General features: G+C 36.7%; 14 protein-coding genes. 3 read left to right on the top strand and 11 right to left on the bottom strand.

Annotation, left to right across the window (positions count from 1 at the left end; translation table 11 throughout):
* Window positions 1-73 precede the first annotated feature (73 nt).
* Both AC0L5Q_RS12700 and AC0L5Q_RS12695 read right to left on the bottom strand, forming a co-directional pair.
* Window positions 74-2,416, bottom strand: a complete 2,343-nt coding sequence (locus AC0L5Q_RS12700; protein ID WP_473608949.1) for a Tex family protein — start codon at window positions 2,414-2,416, stop codon at window positions 74-76.
* Window positions 2,417-2,593: 177 nt separating this feature from the next.
* Window positions 2,594-3,925, bottom strand: a complete 1,332-nt coding sequence (locus AC0L5Q_RS12695) for a CsgG/HfaB family protein (RefSeq protein WP_473608945.1) — start codon at window positions 3,923-3,925, stop codon at window positions 2,594-2,596.
* Window positions 3,926-4,301: 376 nt separating this feature from the next.
* Between AC0L5Q_RS12695 and AC0L5Q_RS12690 the strand changes: the two genes are divergently transcribed.
* Window positions 4,302-6,296, top strand: coding sequence for a tetratricopeptide repeat protein (locus AC0L5Q_RS12690; RefSeq protein WP_473608942.1), 1,995 nt, complete (start codon window positions 4,302-4,304; stop codon window positions 6,294-6,296).
* Between the two features lie 181 nt (window positions 6,297-6,477).
* Here AC0L5Q_RS12690 and AC0L5Q_RS12685 read toward each other — a convergent pair whose 3' ends face one another.
* From AC0L5Q_RS12685 to AC0L5Q_RS12660, 6 genes are all read right to left on the bottom strand, one after another.
* On the bottom strand, window positions 6,478-7,107 hold the full coding sequence (locus AC0L5Q_RS12685; RefSeq protein ID WP_473608938.1) for a YiaD family glycine zipper/OmpA-like lipoprotein: 630 nt from the start codon (window positions 7,105-7,107) through the stop codon (window positions 6,478-6,480).
* Window positions 7,108-7,599: 492 nt separating this feature from the next.
* Window positions 7,600-8,085 (bottom strand): transcription elongation factor GreB, encoded by a 486-nt coding sequence (gene greB, locus AC0L5Q_RS12680; RefSeq protein WP_473608933.1) that lies wholly within the window; start codon window positions 8,083-8,085, stop codon window positions 7,600-7,602.
* Between the two features lie 16 nt (window positions 8,086-8,101).
* Window positions 8,102-8,719 (bottom strand): TetR/AcrR family transcriptional regulator, encoded by a 618-nt coding sequence (locus AC0L5Q_RS12675; RefSeq protein ID WP_473608929.1) that lies wholly within the window; start codon window positions 8,717-8,719, stop codon window positions 8,102-8,104.
* Window positions 8,720-8,941: 222 nt separating this feature from the next.
* The gene (locus tag AC0L5Q_RS12670) at window positions 8,942-10,342 is read right to left on the bottom strand and encodes an efflux transporter outer membrane subunit (RefSeq protein WP_473608926.1); all 1,401 of its coding nucleotides are present in this window, start codon (window positions 10,340-10,342) and stop codon (window positions 8,942-8,944) included.
* Window positions 10,339-13,473: an efflux RND transporter permease subunit gene (locus tag AC0L5Q_RS12665; RefSeq protein ID WP_473608921.1), complete on the bottom strand. Its 3,135-nt coding sequence runs from the start codon at window positions 13,471-13,473 to the stop codon at window positions 10,339-10,341. Before AC0L5Q_RS12665 ends, AC0L5Q_RS12670 begins: the two co-directional genes overlap by 4 nt.
* Window positions 13,474-13,485: 12 nt before the next feature.
* Complete coding sequence (locus AC0L5Q_RS12660; RefSeq protein ID WP_473608918.1) at window positions 13,486-14,649, bottom strand: efflux RND transporter periplasmic adaptor subunit; 1,164 nt, start codon at window positions 14,647-14,649, stop codon at window positions 13,486-13,488.
* 381 nt (window positions 14,650-15,030) lie between these two features.
* On the opposite strand from AC0L5Q_RS12660, the gene AC0L5Q_RS12655 reads away from it, so the two are divergent.
* Both AC0L5Q_RS12655 and AC0L5Q_RS12650 read left to right on the top strand, forming a co-directional pair.
* Window positions 15,031-15,744, top strand: coding sequence for a DUF445 domain-containing protein (locus AC0L5Q_RS12655; RefSeq protein WP_473608914.1), 714 nt, complete (start codon window positions 15,031-15,033; stop codon window positions 15,742-15,744).
* Window positions 15,745-15,958: 214 nt separating this feature from the next.
* Window positions 15,959-17,146, top strand: a complete 1,188-nt coding sequence (locus tag AC0L5Q_RS12650; RefSeq protein ID WP_473608910.1) for an amino acid aminotransferase — start codon at window positions 15,959-15,961, stop codon at window positions 17,144-17,146.
* A 75-nt stretch (window positions 17,147-17,221) separates the two neighbouring features.
* Here the strand turns inward: AC0L5Q_RS12650 and AC0L5Q_RS12645 are convergent, their stop codons facing one another.
* From AC0L5Q_RS12645 to AC0L5Q_RS12635, 3 genes are all read right to left on the bottom strand, one after another.
* On the bottom strand, window positions 17,222-18,130 hold the full coding sequence (locus tag AC0L5Q_RS12645; protein WP_473608905.1) for a GGDEF domain-containing response regulator: 909 nt from the start codon (window positions 18,128-18,130) through the stop codon (window positions 17,222-17,224).
* Window positions 18,123-20,762, bottom strand: a complete 2,640-nt coding sequence (locus AC0L5Q_RS12640; RefSeq protein WP_473608901.1) for a PAS domain-containing hybrid sensor histidine kinase/response regulator — start codon at window positions 20,760-20,762, stop codon at window positions 18,123-18,125. The genes AC0L5Q_RS12645 and AC0L5Q_RS12640 overlap by 8 nt, the downstream gene beginning before the upstream one ends.
* An 84-nt stretch (window positions 20,763-20,846) precedes the next feature.
* Complete coding sequence (locus AC0L5Q_RS12635) at window positions 20,847-22,814, bottom strand: PAS domain-containing hybrid sensor histidine kinase/response regulator (RefSeq protein WP_473608898.1); 1,968 nt, start codon at window positions 22,812-22,814, stop codon at window positions 20,847-20,849.
* Window positions 22,815-22,949: the final 135 nt, after the last annotated feature.

The following is a 22,949-nucleotide window of genomic DNA, read 5'->3' as shown; positions in this document are numbered from 1 at the left end:
ATAGCAAGTATCATAACGTTGGTAACATGTTGTGCTTTGCATAAAATACAAAGCACAATATATAGCGGCGCTTTTATTTCTTTAATTTGGCAAAAGCGTCTGCAAAAGCATTACCCATTACCGCGTTATTGGCTTCTTTAGGTTTATGCGCTCGTTGTTCTTTTTTCGGGTGGTTTGGTTTATTGTTTGCTCTGTGTTCGGCAGGTTTGCGATCAGCTTGTTTTTTAGGGGGTTGAGATTGCTCAATTGTATCGTCTAAGCGCATGGTTAAGCTGATACGTTTACGTTGCGGATCCACTTCTATTACTTTAACTTTAACAATGTCGCCAGCTTTTACCACTTCACGTGGGTCACTCACAAACTTATTGGTTAAAGATGATATATGTACTAAGCCGTCTTGATGCACACCTAAATCAACAAAAGCACCAAAATTAGCAACGTTCGATATAACACCTTCTAAAATCATACCTACTTCAAGATCGTTAATGGTGTTCACGCCTTCTTTAAAGGTCGCGGTTTTAAATTCAGGTCTTGGATCTCGGCCGGGTTTTTCAAGCTCTTTAATAATATCTTTAACAGTAACTTCACCAAATTCATCTGTAACAACTTCGGCAATATTTACGTTACTTAATTGCTCACTATTGGTTAAAAGATCGCTTACGCTCGCGTTTAGTTGTGCGATTATTTTTTCTACTACGGGGTAAGTTTCAGGATGGACACCTGATTGATCAAGGGGGTTGTTACCATTTGCAATACGGAGAAAACCTGCGGCTTGTTCGAAGGCTTTAGGACCTAAACGCGCTACTTTTTTTAATTCTTGTCGGTTGTTAAAACGGCCATGCTGGTCACGAAAATCTACTACGTTTTGTGCCATGGTTTTTGTTAACCCCGATACTCGCGTAAGTAATGCAACTGAGGCGCTATTTAAATCAACGCCAACCGAGTTTACACAATCTTCTATTACTTCATCTAGGGTTCTACTTAATTGACTTTGGCTTACGTCATGTTGATATTGCCCAACACCTATGGCTTTCGGGTCAATTTTAACGAGCTCAGCAAGTGGATCTTGTAAACGCCTTGCAATTGAAACTGCGCCACGTATTGAAACATCTAAATCTGGAAATTCTTTTGCTGCAAATTCAGACGCTGAATATACTGATGCACCGGCTTCACTCACAATGACTTTATTTGGTTTTAGTTTTTCTAAATTTGTGATCACTTCAGCCGCCAGCTTATCGCTTTCGCGAGATGCTGTACCGTTACCTATCGCAATAAGTTCTACTTTATGTTGCTGACATAAGTTGGTTAGCGTTCTAACGGACTTGTCCCAGTGATTTTGCGGTGCATGAGGGAAAATAGTGGTGGTATGTAATAGCTTGCCTGTAGCGTCAACTACCGCAATTTTACAACCTGTACGTAAGCCAGGATCAAGGCCTAAAGTCACTTTAGGTCCTGCTGGCGCAGCCATTAATAAATCACTTAAGTTAGTTGAAAAAACTTTAATGGCTTCAACTTCAGCTTGATCACGTAAGTTACCAATTAATTCAGTTTCTAAACTGACACTTAATTTGGTTTTCCATGCGTTGTGAACCACTTTGGTTAAAAACTCTGCACATGCTTGGCCTGTTAAGCGTAAATTAAAATGTTCGGTGATCAATTGTTCTGCACTTGAGTAGCTTGATGTTTCTTGCTGTGGGTCAACATTAATGGCTAATTTTAAAAAACCTTCAGCCCGACCACGCAGCATAGCTAACATGCGATGAGAAGGTACTGATTTTAAGCGCTCTGAATGTTCGAAGTAATCTTTATATTTAGCGGCTTCTTGTGTTTTAGCTTTAACAACCTTACTGGTTAAGTGCGCTTGTTTTAATAAGTGATTACGTAATTTTTGTAGCAAGTTTGCGTCTTCAGCAAAGCGTTCTATTAAAATAGACATCGCGCCGTCGAGCACTTCTTTTTCATCATTAAAGCCAGCATTGCTGTTAATAAAAGCGGTGGCTTCTATTTCTGGTACTAAACGCCAATCGTTATAAAGTTTATTTGCTAGTGGTTCTATACCTGCTTCAATCGCTATTTGGCCTTTGGTACGACGTTTAGGTCTAAAGGGTAAATATAAATCTTCAAGGCGGGTTTTGTTATCTGCTTGGTTTAAGGCATCAGATAAAGCTGGCGTTAATTTACCTTGCTCTTCAATGTTTTTAAGAATGACATTTCTACGGTCGTTTAAATCGCGGATATACGTTAAACGTTGATTAAGATGGCGAAGGTGATTGTCGTCTAGTCCTTGTGTCGCCTCTTTTCTGTAACGAGCAATAAAGGGAACTGTTGCTCCGTCGTCTAATAAAGTAATAGCAGCATTAATTTGTACAGGAGAAACATTGAGCTCTTTAGCAATTTGCTCAGCAATAGATATCATTTAACTTAAATCCCAAGATGAAAAATTTTGTATTGGTAAGTTTGAATAATAACGCGTGTCGTTAGGCAGTTGAAAGATCTATTTTGTATTTAAAGTGCTAATGAGTTCGGGGAGTGCTGTTGTTATTTTATTTTTATAGCGCCACAAAGTAAGTAGTGGCGCTATTATACTTTTATTTTAAGAACCAAATAACGATTCTTTAGTAACTAAATCAAAATGCTGAATTGAGGTTTTTAATTGTTCTTCAAACTGATTGTTATTCAGAATAGAGGCTCTGTGTTTATTGAAGAGCTTATTATATTGTTCAATTTTTTTACCTAAAATTTTCCAACCTTGTTGTTTGGCGCTTAAAGGCCAAGATTCAAGTTCTATTTTAGAGGTTTCAAGTTGGCCAGTAACAATACCAGACCAAGCAGGCCACATATTTTGACTCCCCGTAGCTTTTAACTGCTCAGGTGTAAAATTAGCAAATGACGACATAAAGGTTACCGCACTTTTTAACGCTCTGTAGTAATCTTCTAATGCATCTTCGTCATAGGCATCAATATGAATATCATCTTGATTTGTATAGACTTTAGTTTTTCTTTGAGTGTGTACAACTACAGGTTTTGTGTGAACCACTTCAGTGTGTGCCACCTGTAAACTTGCTCCAGAGCTTTGCTGTGTCGCTTGTGGCATTGGATCATCATCGCCACCTACTTGTAAAAGCCCACCTTTACCTAAGCCACCACGAACCGATTGTGCTTTATAATTACGTAAGGCTTTAACCATTTGATTGTAAGAGTCGGCAAAAGAAGCTGTGATGATTTTACCTTCTGGTGTATTTGAAAATCCACCAGCGCCAGCAAAAGCACCCCCGCTAAATAAACCACCGGCAAAGCTGAAGTCATAATTTTTTGCATTACCCACCGCCGAAGAGACTTGCACGCCTGATCTGTTTTCTATTAATAATAATGTGGTTGCGGCTTCGTTTTGTTTGAAACCTCCGGCAACAACATTACCGAAACGTCCTAAAAATGATCCCGCAATAGATTTAATACCACTGGTATTATTTTCTGCAAATTGAATTGATGGCGACAAAGTAAAGTCGGCAGCCACCATTTGACCTTTACCAAAGTTACTACCACTTCGTGATTCACCGGAATTCATCAAAGCTCTTTCTCGTTGCATTGCTGCCATAGCACCACCACGTTCAACTACAACAAAACAACCCGACTGTTGTAGCATTAAACGAATAACAGGTTTGGTACTACCCAAATTAGGTACACGTCTACGATAGGTTGACCACCAAGGTAAACTAGTGTCTTCAAACACGGTTACCGTGCCTAAAGCTTCGTCACACTTTGTTAATTGCGTATTGGCGTTTTGCGAAGTTGCTCCGCCAGCTGAACCTGTAATTGTTCCACCACCTTGTCCGCCACCCAGTATAGGGGAAGTACTCATACACCCCGTTAAGCCCGTACAAATTAAAGTAGATAAAATTAATGATATCCGTTTTTTAGTGACCATAGTGATTCATTCCTATCGAATTTTATTTCTGATAACGTATACCCGTTCCACCTGACCCCTGCATCTTCAAATAGAATGGGTATATACCCATAATTCAATGAGTATCATTGAGTTATTACCTCAACACCCCCTTTGTTTTCAGGTTTATTGTGTCAAATAAAAGGGATTTTAGAATCGAGAGTTAACGTTATTTAAGGAGAGATAACTGAGGTTAAAATGTAGACAAGTAAAATTTGAAGTGTAAGACTATAAGAAATAAAATATAACAATAGGTGACATTGTTTTCGTTAATTCATTGCTGTATTTATTAAATAATAGAAGAGTTATAACGATAGGTTAACGGGAAATATATACCTAAAATATAAGGAATATTTAAGTGGAGAAGCGCACTCGAAAAAGAGGTGTTAAAGCATCCAGAATAAAGCTTGAAGCTGCTTTACATAAAATAGGGTTAAAAACTCAAACTGCGTTAGCCCATAAAATAGCGGAATTGGAAAATTTAGAAACTATTCCGAAAGATTTAGTTAATCGGGTTTTTAGAGAAGAAAACGTTTCTCCAAATACCTTAGCTCGAATTGCCAGCGCATTAGATGCAGAACCTTATACCCTTTATTTGTCTCAGCAAGAATTTGAACAAAAAGAACAACTCGTCAATCCAGCTAAAACAGAAACAACAACTAAAACCGAACCACTAAACAAAACCAACTATATATTACCCGCTATTATTTTTACGACTTTTTTCGTTATATTCATTGTTGGAATTTTTTTGTTTAAACCCTTTTCAGTCTCAAGCAACAAAAAGGACAAAACGGCATTATTGCCTTTAGGACAAGTAAGTTTATTAATAGATGTTGATAATGTGTTATCCAAAGGACTCTCTCGGCGAATTATTCAGAAGCTTCCTAGTAATATAAAAGCCATTACAATTAATCAAAATTTATTATCTAAGCAAGATCGATCTTTCGATATTGCACAAGAGTTTCAATCAGACTCTGTGTTAACAATAAGGGTTTCTGAGGTAAGTCGATATATTGGATTACAGTATTATTTATATTATAAAAATCAAGAAAGGCTTATTTGGACTGATGTAACTACTCATACCTTGTTAAAGCAACAGTCACAAAAACTAGCAAGTAACGTGCTGAATAATTTATATTTTTATTTATCACTTAACGGTGCCGATAAGGCCCAGTTATATCCCTCTATTTTAGCGCAAGATAACTACTTAAAAGCGCGTAAATTATTAGACAATCAACAGTCTGAATTAAACATAAAAAGAGCACAAACCCTTTTAGATAATGCGATCACGTCGTTTAGTGATTTTGTTCAGGCACATGTTGCTATGTGCGAGTCGCTTATCGATGAAAGTTGGTCTGGTAATGAAAAACAAAAGTTAGAGCAAGCCAATGAGCATTGCCAAATTGCCTTAGCACTTAAGCCTGATAACAACTATGCCTTAGCAACTTCGGCTAATTTGATGCGACGTTCCGGTAGAGTTGAACAAGCTATCAATCAATATCATAGTATTTTACAAAATTGGCCTAAAAATATAGACGCGCTGTCAGGTGTTAGTGTGACGTATTTAGATGCTCATCGACAAAACCTTATTGAATTTCCTGATGCCTTAATTCAAGCGACATCCTTTGCACAACGCGCGATAGACATAGAGCCTGATTACTGGAAGCATCATTTTAATTTGGGAACCATTCAGTATTTTAATGGAGATAGTAAAGCGGCAATTATAGCCTTCACAAAAGCCAGCCAGCTAAACCCTAACGAGCTGGCGTATGTTAATTTAGGTTCAATGCAGCTGTGCCAAGGCCAAACGCAAGAAGCGTTATCGTCTTATCAGCAAGCTTATCATCTAGCACCTAACTCGTATTTAGGACAAGAGTTTTTAGGACAAGCTTATTATCAACTCGCTAACTTTGAAGCTTCTCGAGAGTTTAGATCTGCTGCGATAAAAGTGATGGATAGCACTAATATTGGGGGTATTCATCAAGTTTGGGGGAATTTGGGTAACTCCTATCGACAACTTGAACAAAATGATGAAGCGATTGAAGCTTACCTCAATGGATTAAAAATTATAGAAAGAGATAAACTTAGAGGTAATATCACCATAACGGATAAAATTTATCAGCAGTTTTATAGTCTTATTCTTAATAAATTATCGCCTACTCAATATAAATTTGCTTTAAACTTACCCGATGATTTAGTGCTTGAAGATTTGGATGCGAGCGCAACCGTGTATTTAGCTTTAATTCAACGTTATAGCAATCAGCAAGAACAAGCTGATAAAACGCTAGTTTCGCTTAAACAGAAATGCCCTGGTTATGTTAGTTTTCCTGATTTACAACAAACGCTTAATTGATTATTTAAGTAGGGGATGTCACTTTATTCTTCAATACAGTACTTTAATGCTTTGGTAGAATGAGCACCAATAGCATTAACGGTGACAAGAGCATAAGTTAAAGCATGGCATTGATAAAATAAAAATAATAGCCTCAAATAAGTTGCTTATTTGAGGCTTAAAAGTAGGGGGCTGATATATTTTATGCCTTATTAGGTATTATTTGAATTTCAACTCTTCGGTTAAGTGCTCGGCCTTGTTCATTATCGTTATTTGCAATAGCTTGGCTCTCACCGTAACCACTTACTTTTAAACGACTCTCTAATATGTTCTGATTAACCAAATAAGCTGCGACGCTTGCGGCTCTTTCTTCTGATAACTTTTGATTTGATTCTACTGAACCAACGCTGTCAGTGTGTCCTTCAATACTTAGTAATGTTTTTTCGTATTTAGCTAATACACGAACAATAGCATCTAAGGTGTTATGAAAACCTGATGTAATATATGACTGCCCTGAAGCAAAAGTGATATTAGAAGGCATAATTAATCGTAAGTTATCACCTTCTCTTACTACATCGATACCTGAACCTGACAGTTCTTCTCTAAATTCTTGCTCTTGTTTGTCCATATATCCACCAATCGCTGTACCCGCAAGTGCCCCAATGGCAGCACCCCAAACGGCACGCTTATTTTTATGATTGCTGGTTGATTTACCTAAAATAGCTCCTGCAACAGCGCCTATAGCTGCACCTTTTTCTTGATTAGTTGTTGCGCAACCCGTCATAGCTAATGAGATGAAAACACATGTGAGAATTGATTTTTTAAAATGCATATAAATAACCTGAAGAAAATAAAAAAGGGAAAGGCGTAAAGTAGCAAAATTGTTTAGTGCAGAACAACTTAAAAGGTGCCTCAAAAGTAAAGAAATGTGTATTGGATAAATAACCTCAACTCGGGATAAGCAAAGTTACTCAACAAGCCCTAATATATATTAGGTAAACAACAATACGGATTAAGTGTTAGATAAATAAAGATTTTAATTAATTAACTAACATTCATGAACCTGAGTTGAGGTTAAATAGTACTGAACCGTATTTTTAGGTATTGCGCCGTTGGATTACAATAAAGCCAGTTCTGTAATTTCAGGCGCGGTTAATGCCTGATCAAATATCCTCATTTCGGCAATGCTACTATTAAGGTTACGTATCGGATTTTTGTGAGAATGGTTTGCAGGTTACTTAGTTAAATCGATTAATAAGATAAAAACACAAGACACCTTAAGCGTATTATGTATTTTAGTGAAAAAACAGCGCATGCTTGTGAGCTAAACTTTTAAGGGAGGTAAATAATCTATTTTGGTAACAAACCAGTCTTTAATACCTGCTGGCGTTTTAACAGTAACATCATCATCTACTTCTTTTTTTAAGCAAGCTCGTGCCATGGGGGAATCAATAGAGATGTAATCGTGTCGACCATATATTTCTTCAGGTCCTACAATTCTAAATTTAAGCGTTTCACCGTCTTCATTTTCAAGTGTAACCCAAGCACCAAAAAATACTTTTCCCTCTTGTTGGGGGTGATATTCAACAACTTTTATATCTTCTAATGTTTTTGTTAAGAAACGAACTCTGCGATCAATCTCTCTTAATCTTTTCTTATTATATTGATAATCTGCGTTTTCCGATCTATCACCTAAGCTGGCTGCCCACGAGACTTTTCTCGTGGTTTCTGGCCTTTCTTTACGCCATAACGTATCTAATTCGTTTTGAAGGTTTTGGTAACCTTCTTTGGTAATTAATTTTGTTTTCATTGTTTATCTAATCTTTTTACTCAAACGGTAGAAGTAACGTTTTTATTGTTGGGCGTAGTGCAACTAATACTATTTCTTCTGTGAGTTCAGGGTAAAGTGTTTTTCTTAAGAGTAACCCTGCCATAACCGAAAAAATAACATTAATTCGACTTTCTAGCTCAATTTCAGAGATATTTTTTATGATACTACGTTCACTTGTAAGTAACTGTCGCATTCTATCGCGAGCTTGAGTATCTGCAACTTGCAATAAGTTAGCAACTTTATCGTTTCGTCCTGCTTCGGCTAGCATTTCTAAATCTACAGCACAGGATTCTGTGTCCATGTGCCTTTGTACACCTACGTTTAAACCATCAAGTAGTACAGTTACAATATCTCCCGGTTGCTCTTTAAACTGTTGAAAGATAGAAAACATTTCTTGCATATCTTGTTCAATAATACTTTCTATAATTGCTTCTTTACTTTCAAAGTAATTATAAATATGGCCTGCACTCATGCCCGCGGTTTTTGATATTTCAGCCATACCCGCACCATGAAAACCTTTACGACGAAAACAATCTGCAGCAGCAGTCAGTACTTGGTTACGACGAGCTTCTGCTAACGCTGGGTCAGTATGTCTTTTCGTTTTTGGTTTCATAAGAAACTCCTCAGCGAACGTTTTCGTTCGACATAAATGCATTGAATACCAAGTTGATTAATTGCTCATTTTTAATGGTTAAAATGAGCAATTCACTCGTTATAAAATTTATAAGTAGAATAACGAGTTATTAAATTTTATGCTTTATATTTATAAATTTTTCTTCATAAAAAGGTAGATCACTTATTTAATCAAATTGGTATGATTTGCTGTATTAAAGGCCTATTTTACCGACTGTTCCCATCCACCACCGAGCACTTTATATAAGCTAATTTGGCTGGCCAGTAATGCTTGTTGACCTGAAATTTGCTGTTGTTGGGCGCTATACCAAGTTCTTTGAGCATCAAGTACTTGTAGGTAGCTATCAACTCCGTTGTTGTAACGCGCTTTTGATAAATTGAATGTTGATTGCCGACTTTGCAGTAACATATTTAATGCAGTTAGCTGTTCTTGATAGCCTTCTCGGTCGGCTAATGCATCGGCTACTTCTCGAAAAGCTTGCTGCACTTTTTGTTGATAAGTTACAAGCGCAATTTGTTGATCAGCTTTTGCTACGTCTAACCTTGCTTGATTACGACCCATATTAAAAATGGGTAAACTTACTGTGGGCACAAAGCTCCATGTACCAGAACCTGAATTAAATAAGTTACCTAAGTCACTTGAAGCACTACCAGCATTGGCCGTTAAGCTAATACTTGGATAAAAGGCTGCACGTGCAACGCCAATATTAGCATTTGCCGCTAATAACTGATGTTCGGCGGCTTTAATATCAGGACGTTGCGTTAATAATTCTGAAGGTAGGCCAACAGGCACTGTAGGTAAATCAAGCAATGAACTGAGTGATTTATTGGGGAGTAAGTCGTTCGATACCGATTTACCTACAAGTAAATCTAGGGCATTTTTATCACGCTTTACTAAGCGATTATAAGTAGCAATATCTACCTTAGCCGCCGCTACTGTACTTTTTAGTTGCTCAAGCGTAATTTTTGATGCTGCCCCTAAATCAAAGCTTTTTTGCGTAAGCAATAATGATTCTTGCTGAGATGTAAGTGTTTCTTGAGCTAGAGTTAATAATTGCTGATCAGTAGCAAAGTTTAACCATGCATTGGCCAGTTCAGCTATCAATGATATTTGTGTGCTGTATTGGCTAAGCTCTGTTGAATATAGCGTTTGCAAAGCTTGTTCAGACTGATTGTGCACTTTACCCCAAAGATCTAACTCGTAAGACGTAATACCCACAGTAGCGCCATATTGAGAATTAATACGTGCATTACCTGTGCCGGATAAATCAGCAGGTAAGCGTTGGCGACTACCTGAACCGTTTATATCAAATGAAGGATATAACGCTGAATCTTCAATTTGATATAAACCACGCACACGCTGTATATTAAGCAGAGCAATTTGCATGTTTTTATTGTATTCAAGGCTTTGTGTTATCAGTGTTTTTAACTTTTCATCTTTGAAAAATTGCTCCCACTTTAAGGGGGTAATTTGCTCTTGAGCCGAATCTGATGAATAAGCATTAGGAACAGGTAAATCAATTTTTTGTTGCTGAGGAGCTAATTGACAACCACTTAAAACAACCAATGTGATAGCGCTTAAACTTAGTGTTTTTATACTCATTTCAAGATCTCCTGTGGAGAGTTTTTCGGTTTACCTGGAAATACTCGGCGAACAAGTACAAAAAACATAGGTACAAATATTACTACTAATATTGAGGATGCAAGCGTTCCACCTATAATTGAAATACCTAATGCGTTTTGCGCACCAGATCCCGCACTTGAGGCAATAGCAAGGGGTATAACACCACAAATAAAGGCCATTGATGTCATTAAAATAGGGCGTAAACGCAAGCGAACTGCTGCAATTGCGGCATCAACAACACTAAGCCCTTCTTCCATTTGGTGAATAGCAAATTCAACAATCAATATGGCATTTTTAGACGCTAAACCTATAGTAGTTAATAAACCTACTTGTAAGTAAATATCGTTTGATAATCCGCCACCAAACGCTGCCATAATTGCACCAAATATGCCTAAAGGAACAATCAGCATAACCGCAAACGGAACAGACCAACTCTCATATAACGCCGCTAAACATAAAAATACAAACAGCAGAGATAAACCATAAAGTAATGGCGCTTGGCCGCCACTTGAACGCTCTTGATACGATATTCCAGACCATTCAGAAGCAACACCTTTTGGAAGTAATGCCACTAAACGTTCCATTTCATCCATTGCTTGTCCTGTACTGTAACCTGGTGCAGCACTACCTTGAATTTCCATAGAAGAAAACCCGTTATAGCGCTCTAAACGAGGTGAACCATACGACCAAAATGAACTAGCAAATGCAGAAAATGGCACCATATCTCCATTACTGTTACGTACGTACCACTTATTAAGGTCTTCTGGCACCATACGAGATTCTGCGTTACCTTGTAGGTATACTTTTTTCACACGACCACGGTCGATAAAGTCATTAACATAACGACTACCCCATGCGGTAGAAAGTGTACTATTGATATTAGCTTGTGATACCCCCAATGCTTCAGCTTTAGGGAGATCAATATCAAGTTTTAGCTCTGGCATGTCTTCTTGACCATTAGGACGAACACCTGCCAAGATAGGACTTTGACTAGCCAAACCTAACAATTGGTTTCGTGCAGCTAATAATTTGTCGTGACCAAGACCCACTCGGTCTTGTAAGAACATATTAAAACCGTTAGCTGTACCTAGCTCAACAATAGCAGGTGGTGGGAAGGCAAAGACAAAGGCTTCTTTTATCGTAGAAAAGTAACCCATGCCTTTTCCAGCAACGGCATTAATAGATAAATCGTCACGTTGACGTTCATCCCAGTGTTTTAAGCTAACAAAGCCGATAGCTGAGTTTTGCCCTGAACCAGCAAAGCTAAAACCTGTTACGGTAAAAATACCCTTAACCGCTTCTGATTGATCGTTCAGGTAATGATTTTCTACTTTTTTAACCACTTCTAATGTTTGTTGTGTTGTTGAACCCGCTGGCAACATAACTTGGTTAAACAAAATGCCTTGATCTTCGTCAGGTAAAAAAGCCGTAGGCAAGTTTGAAAATACATACACCATACCGCCAACAATAATGCCATAAATAAGTAAATAGCGTTTAGAGTGAGCAATCATACGGCCAACAAAGCTTTGTGCTCCCGCATTTGTTTTATCGAATCCACGGTTAAATCCAGAAAAGAACTTACCTATTAATGAACTGTTGTTATGAACATGACTAGGTTTTAGTAATGTTGCACATAACGCTGGGGTTAAAATTAACGCAACTAATACTGAAAGCCCCATTGCAGAAACAAGTGTAATAGAGAATTGACGATAGATAACTCCAGTAGAACCACTAAAGAATGCCATAGGTATAAATACCGCTGAAAGCACCATAGCAATACCTACAAGTGCACCTTTAATTTCATCCATTGATTTACGTGTAGCTTCAAGTGCTGATAGTTTTTCTTCACTCATTAAGCGTTCAACGTTTTCAACAACAACAATCGCATCATCTACTAGCAAGCCAATGGCTAGTACCATAGCAAACATGGTTAAGGTATTAATGGAGTAACCAAAGGTATATAAAATGGCAAATGTTCCAAGTAATACAACCGGTACAGCAATGGTAGGAATTAGTGTTGCTCTGAAGTTTTGTAAAAATAGGTACATAACTACAAACACCAAAACAACCGCTTCGATGAGTGTATGTATTACTTTTTCAATAGAGAGTGATACAAACGGCGTTGTATCGTAAGGAATAACCGTTTCTAAACCTTCAGGGAAAAATGGTTCAAGTTCTTTGAGTGCATCTTTTACGCCTTGGGCTGTATCAAGTGCATTAGCACCACTGGCCAGTTTTATACCTAAACCCGATGCAGGCTGACCATTGAAGCGAGCTACTACACCGTAGTTTTCACCACCCAGTTCAACACTGGCTACATCTTTAAGGCGAACGTTTGAACCATCACTATTAGTTTTAACTGAAATATTTTCAAATTGTTCAGCTGTTTGTAAACGACTTTGCGCTGTAACTGTTGCATTAAGTTGTTGATCCGCAATTGAAGGCATACCACCAAGTTGACCAGCCGATACTTGGGCATTTTGCGCACTAATGGTAGCACTAATATCTGCAGGCGTTAATTTAAAATTTTGTAATTTTGCAGGATCTAACCAAATGCGCATGGCATATTGAGAACCAAAGAGCTGAGCTTCACCAACACCATTAACACGCGAGACAATATCTAGTACATTTGATGAAACGTAATCACCAATATCGATATTATTCATACTACCGTCTTGTGATACAAAACCAACGACAAGTAAAAAATTACGAGCTGATTTAGCGACTACAACGCCTTGTCTTTGTACTTCTTCGGGTAAAAGAGGCGTTGCTGTTGCTAGTTTGTTTTGTACTTGAACCTGTGCAATATCAGGATCAGTATCAGCACTAAACGTTAAAGTAAGCGTTGCAGAACCACTAGATTGTGAAGTAGACGACATATACAACAAGCCATCTAACCCCTTCATTTTTTGTTCGATTACTTGAGTAACGGAATCTTCAAGCGTTCGAGCTGAGGCTCCAGGATAGTTAGCCGTAATACTAATAGCAGGCGGTGCAATAGAAGGATACTGCGCAATAGGCAAGCTATTAATTGCCAAAACACCTGCTAGCATAACTACAATAGCAAGTACCCAAGCAAATATAGGTCTATCGATAAAAAATCGTGACATTCAGATTCTCCGTTATTGTGCTTTGGTGGCTGACGAATTAACTTCAGTAATTTGAACAGGCGCACCAGGACGAATTTTTTGAAGACCTTCAACAATTAATCTATCGCCCTCTTTTAATCCACTAGTGACTAACCAATTAGCGCCAATTGAACGATCAATTTTTAAAACTCTACTTTCAACCGTATTTTCTTTACTAACAACCATTGCTGTAGGTTCGCCTTTAGAGTTACGGCTAACGCCACGTTGCGGTACTAAAATAGCATTTGCTTTTACACCTTCAACAATTGATGCGCGTGCATACATACCTGGCAATAACAGTTTTTCTGGATTGGGAAACTCTGCACGTAACGTGACTGAACCTGTACTTGGATCAACGGTCACTTCTGAAAACTGCAAAGTACCCTTATGAGAGTAAATTGAGCCATCTTCCATAATAAGTTCAACATCACTTTGAGTTGCAGCATCAATACTTAATAAACCTGAAGCTAAAGATTTTTTAAGCTTTGTTAGTTCATTGCTCGATTGCGTTAAATCAACATAAATAGGATCTAGTTGAGTAACTGTCGCCAATGCCATTGTTTGATTAGCATTAACTAAAGCACCAACCGTTACATTTGATTTACTTATTTGGCCACTAATTGGCGACGATACTTGACTATAATCAAGGTTGATTTGTGCTGTTTGTAGCTGTGCTTTTGCCGTTAATAATTCTGCGTTTGCTTGCTTATAAGCAGCATCTGCTTCATCGAAGTCTTGTTGACTTACGGCTTTAATTTTTAGTAATTCACTGTAACGCGACGCTTTAGATTTGCTGCTTGCAATACTCGCTTGAGCTCTTGCTACAGCGGCTTCACTTGCTGCTAATTCAGCTTTAAATGTAGCGGGGTTAATTTGATAAAGCGCTTGGCCTTGCTCTACTTGTTTACCTTCAATAAATAAACGTGATTCTACAATGCCACTAACTTGAGGGCGTATTTCAGCTATTTGAAACGCGCTGATACGACCAGGGAGCTCTTTTTTAAGGGTAAGTGCTTGGCTTTTTAATGTAACTACGCCAACGGGGACTGCTTGAGGAGCTGGCGCTTTAGCTTGTTCTGCTGCGCTATCGCAACCCGTTAAAGCAATAGAACCAACAATGGCCGATACAAAAAATAGACCGATACGGTAAAACTGCATAGATTAATACTCTTTATTTTAGAATGAACGATCATTCTAACTTAACATGTGCCCGTTTTAAATAATTATTAGCTAAGAAAATGTAATTAAATATTAATACATTTTAATTGACGTAAATTTGTGAGTATAGCGATCCACTTTAAGATAAATATTAAAGTAGATCGCATATAAAACAGATGCAGGGTTATATGAAAAAATATTGTGGTTAGAATAATACTGCGATACACAATGTTTGATTTCTAATCTGTTATTGGTCTCAATGTATTTGTGAAGCTCCGTTAACTCAATTGAAGTTGATGGATAATTGTTATGTGTTTTTTACTATGATTGGTATTATATAAGTTCTTAATTTAAATTATTTTTAATGTGTTTGGAGTTGTTGTGAACAAAAGTTTGGTCGTTAATTTAATTGCGTTTTTATGTACGGTAGCTGGCTACTTTATTGATAATCATATTGTGTTTACTGTGGGTATTTTTGCTTTATCTGGAGCTATTACCAATTGGTTAGCGATACATATGCTATTTGAAAAAGTACCTGGCCTTTATGGTTCGGGTGTTATTCCTGCTAGGTTTGAAGATTTTAAACTGGGCATTCGCGAATTAATGATGGAGCAGTTTTTTACACAAGAAAACATTCAGCGTTTTTTATCTTCCAACAATCAGCAGTCATCACCGGTAATAGATCTGTCTCCCATTATTAATAAAGTGGATTTATCTCCAGCATTCGATAACTTAATTAAGGTTATCGAAAACTCATCGTTTGGATCTATGTTAGCTATGGTTGGTGGTAGTGAAGTATTACAACCTCTGCGCGAACCCTTTATTGAAGAAATGAAAATTACTATGAGTGATATTGCTAAAAGTGATGAATTTGGCGCAATATTAAATGAAGAGCTTTCACACTCAGGTGTGTCTGATGATATGCGTGATAAGGTCAGCGATATTATCGAAAAAAGATTAAACGAATTAACACCTCAATTGGTTAAAACGATTATTCAAAATATGATCAAGCAGCACTTAGGCTGGTTAGTGGTATGGGGTGGTGTTTTTGGTGGCATTATCGGATTGATTGCAGCGATAACGCAAACCTATTAAATGGAGTAAATGATATTGTACGGATACTTATCAGTATTATGTACATTAGAGAGAAAAAATAGTTGTAAATTTGTTCATTTTTAATCTATGCCTCTTTAATTTGTACGTCTTTATAGGTATCCTTGCGTTCTAATTTTTTGGGATAATTTTTAGCTAATTTGTAATTGTATAATTTAGTTACTTCCCACTACTTGTAAAGAAGGTAATTTGAGCCATGTTTGGTCGCTTAGAAGCTTTGCCAGCAGATCCTATTTTAGGTTTATCTATTAAGTATCGCGCTGATGAAAATCCGCTAAAAATTGATTTGGGTGTAGGTGTTTATAAAAACGAAGCTGGTGACACCACGATTTTAGAGTGTGTTAAAAAAGCTGAAAAATTCCGTTTAGAAAATGAATTGACTAAAACTTACATTGGCGGCACAGGTTCTCCATTATTTAATGAAAGAATGACAGCGCTTATTTTTGGTGATCATAAAGTTATTAATGAAAACCGTGTTAAAACTGTTTCTACTCCAGGTGGTACTGGTGCTTTACGTGTAGCTGGCGAATTTATTGCTCGTTGCAAATCAAACGCTAAAATTTGGCTTTCAAACCCTACTTGGGCAAACCATAAAGGTGTATTTACTGCATCAGGTTTAGAAATTGCTGAATACCCATATTACGATTACGAAAACAAAACATTAGATTTTGACGCTATGCTAAACGCGTTAAAAAATGTATCAGCCGACGATTTTGTATTGTTACATGCTTGTTGTCATAACCCATCAGGTATGGATTTATCACAAGAGCAGTGGCAACAAGTAGCACAAGTTGCTAAAGAAGTTGGTTTTACTCCGTTAATTGATATGGCGTACCAAGGTTTTGGTGACGGCTTAGAAGAAGATGCTTACGGCGTTCGCTTAATGGCTGATACGGTTGATAACATGATTTTATGTAGCTCATGTTCTAAAAACTTTGGTTTATACCGTGAACGTATTGGGGCTTGTACTGTTATTGGTGAAACACCAGCAACAACTGAAATTGCATTATCGGTAGTGTTAGGTGTAGCACGTACTATTTACTCTATGCCTCCAGCACATGGTGCTGCACTTGTTGAAACCATTTTAGGTTCAGAAGAGTTAACTCAAGAATGGTATGTTGAATTAGCTGAAATGCGTAATCGCATTAACGGTAACCGTAAAGTTATTGTTGATAAGCTGATTGAAAAAGGCGTAACAAGAGATTTTAGTTTTATTGCTAACCAAAAAGGTATGTTCTCTTTCTTAGGTATTACTCCTGAGCAAGTTCAACTTTTACAAGATGAATACAGTGTTTATATGGTGGGTTCTAGTCGTATGAGCATTGCGGGTATCTCGCCAAGTAATGTTGATTACTTAGCTGACTCTATCGCTAAAGTTTTATAGTTAATATTTTATAAAACTGATTAAACATTTGATGAAAGCGAAACAGTTTAATGCTGTTTCGCTTTTTTTTTGATTTTAACTCTCATTCCAAACAATACAATTTCTGCCTCGTTCCTTAGCCTTATATAGCATGTCGTCAGCGGATTTTATAAATTGCTCTATATTACTTTTAGGTGAAGGGATAATTGAATTAGCGCCTAAACTAATAGATAAATAGTCTCGAGTTATGGCGTCTTCATGTTTTATGTGAAGGTCTTCTATTGATTTTCTGCACCCTTCAACAATGTGTTGTGCTCCGTCAGCAGAGGTCTCAGGGAGAATAATAATAAACTCCTCACCGCCATAGCGAGCAATAAAGTCTCTTGGTCGAAGGAGATTTTTTTTAAGGGTTGTGGCAACTTGTATTAAAACTTTATCGCCGGCAGCATGACCATAATGATCGTTATAATTTTTAAAATGGTCTATATCAATCATAATTATGGACAGATGCGATTGATTTCTTAGTGCTGTTTTCCACTCTCTTTCTAATACTTGGTCATATAATCTTCTATTGGCAATTGATGTTAATGCATCAACATTTGCAAGGTTTTCTAACGTTTTTCGTTGCTTAGAAAGCTGTAAATGTAATGTGATACGTGCCTTGAGTATGTCTACATTAAAGGGTTTGTAAATGTAGTCACAAGCACCTAGCCTAAGCCCTTTTTCTTCACTGTTGCTGTCATTTTTACCGGTAATAAAAATAACGGGAATAGAAGATATTAGTGGGTTGCTTTTTAATTGTATGATCAAATCAAAGCCATTTAAATTAGGCATTAAAACATCGAGCAAAATGAGGTCGGGTTGAAAATCTACCGCCTTAGCTAAACCTTGTTGACCACTAATGGCTAAAATAATTTGAGCACTATCTTGAAGTACTGAACTTAATATCTTTAAGTTACTTTTATCGTCATCAATAATCAGAATTTTTTGTTTTTCATTATTCATTTTTTTGGGCCAAGATCTGATTAATAAGCACGGTGGCTTGTTCGTATTCAACATCAGTAATACATTGAATAATCATGTTGATGTCTTGTGCGAACATGCTTTGTTCGCTAAATACTTCTAGTAAGGGTAATTCATCTTCTACGCTAACATTTGAAGTTTCAAGTAATGTTTTTATATGGTGTAAGTGTTCAATGAGTTTCGTTGTGGTTAACATTTGTTTTTCAATGGTTTGAATTGGATCCGCTGTGTCTTTTAAATCTAACATCAGTGAACTTAGTTCATTGATCATTGTATTGAATGATGGAATAGCGTTATTTTTTTCTGCTATTTCTTGTTCAATATCATGACAGAGTGCAGCAAGTTGATAGGCGCCAATATAAGCTGTATTTGATTTTAATGTATGAATAGTTCTGCTTAGCTCATTCCAATGGTTGTTATTAAATTGTTGCGTTATTTTTTCTGTAATGTTTATATTATATTTATAAAAATCAGTTAGTAACATCAAATAAAGTTCGGTTTTCCCTCCTATGTTTTGAATGGCTTGAGCCGGTTTTAACTGGGGGATCTTGTTAATTTTTGCAACGGATGAAAATTTAAAGGGTTCAATCAATAATTCATTTGTTTTGTCTTTTGTAAGTGGCTGTGGGGAGTTTGATGCACCTACAGTTTTCAAATATTGTAATAAAATATTAAACAACTTTTTTGGTGATAATGGTTTAGTAATATGGTCGTTCATGCCCGCGTTTATGCTATTTTCTTTATCTGTAATCATCGCATGGGCGGTCATCGCTATAATGGGCAGTGATGTTAGTTTCAGGGTGTTTCTTATTTCTTGTGTAGCTGTTAACCCATCCATTTCGGGCATTTGAATATCCATCAATATTAAATCGTAATGGTTAGTTTTAATTTTTTCTAACGCAATAAGTCCGTTTTCAGCAATATCAATTTGCACCATGGTTTCTTGTAATAATCCTGCGGCTACTTGCCTATTAATAGCATTGTCTTCTACCACTAAGATTTTATATTGAGAGAAATTTGGAATGTCTTCATCCGCTGTGTTTTGTGGGATAAATTGATGCGTATTATTATGTAATATATTATTGATACAAGCTGATAAGGCTTTTGAATTTACGGGTTTTTCAAGAAAATGATGGATATTGACTTGTTTTTGTTGTGCGATTAATTTGGCTTCATCTTTGTCAAAAGCGCTGACCATGAGTATTTGAGGTGAATGTTCAAGTTTGAGTTGCGCAATACGTTGAGAGGTTTCAATGCCATCCATTTCTGGCATGCGCCAGTCCATAAATACAATATCAAAGGGTTGGTCATCTCGTTGATATTTTTTTATTATTTCAATCGCTTCTTGCCCATTACTAACTTCTTCTACACTTAAGCACCAATTTGATAGGAGTTGAACAAGCACGTCTCGAGCAATAGGTGAATCGTCTACGATGAGAACTTTTAAATGTTTGAAATCATCAATAGATATTTTGAGTTTAGATGTGTTTGTTATTGATTTATTAAGCCGTGTAGTAAAGGTGAAGGTAGAACCGTTGTTTGGAGAGCTTTTGAGATTTATTTCACCGCCCATAAGTTCAGTGAGTTCTTTGGCAATGGTAAGGCCCAGACCTGTTCCACCGTATTTTCGTGTAACACTATTGTCTGCTTGAGAGAATGACTCAAAAAGGTTTTCTTGTTGTTCTGCACACATACCAATACCGGTATCAATAACTGAGCACTCTAATAAAACGTGTGTTTCAGATTCATCTTTCAAGTTAATTGAAACTTTTACGGTTCCCGTTTCAGTGAATTTTACTGAGTTATTAACAAGGTTAACTAGTATTTGTTGTAAACGTAAGGGATCACCCATCAATTCTAAAGGAATAAATGAGTCAATATCGGTGACTAATTCTAAGCCTTTTTTATGGGCATTTATGGCGTTTAAATCTATAACATTATTTATAATTTCGCTTAATGAAAAAGGCATTTCTTCAATGGTTAATTTACCGGCTTCTATTTTAGAAAAATCTAAAATGTCGTTAATTAACTCTAATAACGCCTCGCCAGAATGTAATATTTTTTCGGCGTAATCTTGTTGTTCATTTGATAAGTTGGTTTTTAATGTAAGTTGGCTTAAACCAATAATGGCGTTCATTGGTGTGCGTATTTCGTGACTCATTTTTGCAATAAATTCAGACTTAGCAGCTGTTGCATGTTCTGCTTGTTCTTTTGCGGCAATGAGCTGTTTTTCTTGTTTTATTCTATCGGTAATATCTCTGCTGATACCTAACAAACCCATCAAGTTACCGTCGTCGTCATAAAAAGGTGACTTTAAGGTATCGAGTAATACTCTATTGCCGTTAGGGAAGGTTACCCACTCTTCAACACGAATAACTTCTTGAGTGGCAAGTATTTGTTGATCAGCATCTCTAAAGCCTTTGATAAGGGATGGCTCATCGAAAAAATCATCGTCTTTATATCCTTCAACTTTATCAATGGGGCGTTGAATAAAGTTAGCAAAAGCTTGGTTACAGGCTAAGTATGTATATGAAGTGTCTTTTGCAAAGATAAGATCAGGGGTCGCATTTAAAATTCCTTTTAGCAAAGAAATCATTTTCTTATCGCTAGTCATGATTGTCCTTCCCTAATATCCAAATAACATTAATTAATCCGTTTGTTATTTAGTTATGTTATATATTTACTGGTTTAGCAAATTCTATTTGATGTATTTTTTTAACATGCTCAATAAACTTTTGGGATCTATCGGTTTTGTTATGTGTTCGTTCATACCTACGTTTTTACTTTTTTCAATGTCTTGTTCCATTGCGTGGGCCGACATTGCAATAATAGGAATGTTTGTTAATTTTAATTCTTCTCTAATAAATCGAGTCGCGGTTAATCCATCCATAATCGGCATTTGAATATCCATAAAAATCAAATCGTACGACGTTATTTTAATTTTTTCTATCGCTTCAAATCCATCGGTTGCTATTTCTACAGTAGCCTTAGTGTCAGCCAAAAAGGTGGTTGCTACTAGTTGGTTCATTGCATCATCTTCAACAAGCAATATGGTTGCATTTGAGAAGTTTTCAACCTCGTCTTGATATGCAGGTTGAGCGTTTGTTTGTGGAGTTTGAATTGAACAAATATCATTTAATGCGCTATACAAGGCTTGATGATTAACGGGTTTTTCAAGAAAGCGATGAATATCCACATTGTTATTTATTGCTTTAAATTTGGCGGCATCTTTATCGTAAGCCGATACCATTAAAATATGGGGTGAATTGATAAGTGCTAATTCAGCAATACGTTGAGAGGTTTCAATTCCGTCCATGTTTGGCATTCGCCAATCCATGAGTATGAGATCGAAGGGATGTCCTTGATTGTGGGCTTGTTGCACTTTTTTTATTGCGTCAAAACCATTATTCGATTGCTCTGCATAAATACCACACTCTTCTAATGTATTTGCTAGAACGGTTCTAGCGAGAGACATGTCATCTACAATAAGTACTTTAAGATATGAAAAATCTTGTTTAATTCTGATGGCTTGTAATGACGGCATATCAACTATTTTCATTTCACTGGTGAAATAAAAGGTACTACCCATATTCATTTGGCTTGTTAACCAAATATCGCCACCCATTAATTCGGTTAATTGTTTAGATATTGCCAGCCCTAAACCAGTACCACCGTACTTTCTAGTTATTGAATCGTCAGCTTGATTGAATGATTCAAATAAGTTTTCTTGTTGCTTTTCTGTCATGCCTATACCGGTGTCGGTAACAGCAAACTGTAACGTTAGGTGAGAGGCGGTTATTTTTTTTATTGTTATATTTAAAAATACAGAGCCTTGCTCGGTAAATTTAACGGCATTACTCATTAGGTTAACAATAATTTGTTGTAACCTGAGTGGGTCGCCAGATAAAGTATTTGGTATAGCAGGATCTATTGCGGTAATAAGCTCTAAACCTTTAGTATGAGCCGCCATAGCACTTAAATTGACAGAGCGATTAATTAATTCGTGTAAATCAAAGGGGCTTTCTTCGATAGATAATTTACCCGCTTCAATTTTAGAGAAATCTAGAATATCGTTAATTAAATTTAATAACGACTCTCCTGAGCACAGTATTTTTTCAACATAATCTTTTTGTTGAGGAGTTAAATCTGTTCTTAAAATAATATGACTTAAACCAATAACCGCATTCATCGGTGTGCGTATTTCATGACTCATACGCGCTAAAAAGTCTGATTTAGCTGCAGTTGCGGTTTCAGCTTTTTCTTTTGCGGCAAGTAGCGCTTGTTCAGCTTCAAGCTTTTCGGTGATGTCTCTACATACCCCTAATAAGCCAATTAAGTTACCGTCATGATCATAAAAAGGGGTTTTTAAGGTGTCTAAGAGAACTCTTCTTCCATCAGGGTAGGTGGCCCATTCTTCAACGCGAATGATTTTTTTTTCAGAAACTATTTTTTGATCAGTTTCTCTTAAGCGAGTGATTTGTTCTGAATTGCTAAATAACTCTTCATCGGTGAAACCAATAATTTCATCAGGCTTTTTTTGTATAAGTTCACCAAAGGCATCATTACAGGCTATGTAGGTAAATGAGGTATCTTTTGCAAAAATTAGATCGGGTGACGCATTTAAAATCCCTCTAAGCAAGGAGATGAGCTTTTCCTTTTTCACCATGAAATGTGTCCTTTTAGATGCTTAACCTGAGCTTGTAGCGACTGGGTTAACTTTATTATTATACCAACTTCATTAGTAATACCCATAATATCAATAAATTGATTTTTTTCAATGGTTTAAAAAGTTTGTTTTACT

This window comes from Pseudocolwellia sp. G5-9, assembly GCF_055808995.1.
This window is presented reverse-complemented; position numbering and strand designations above follow the sequence as displayed.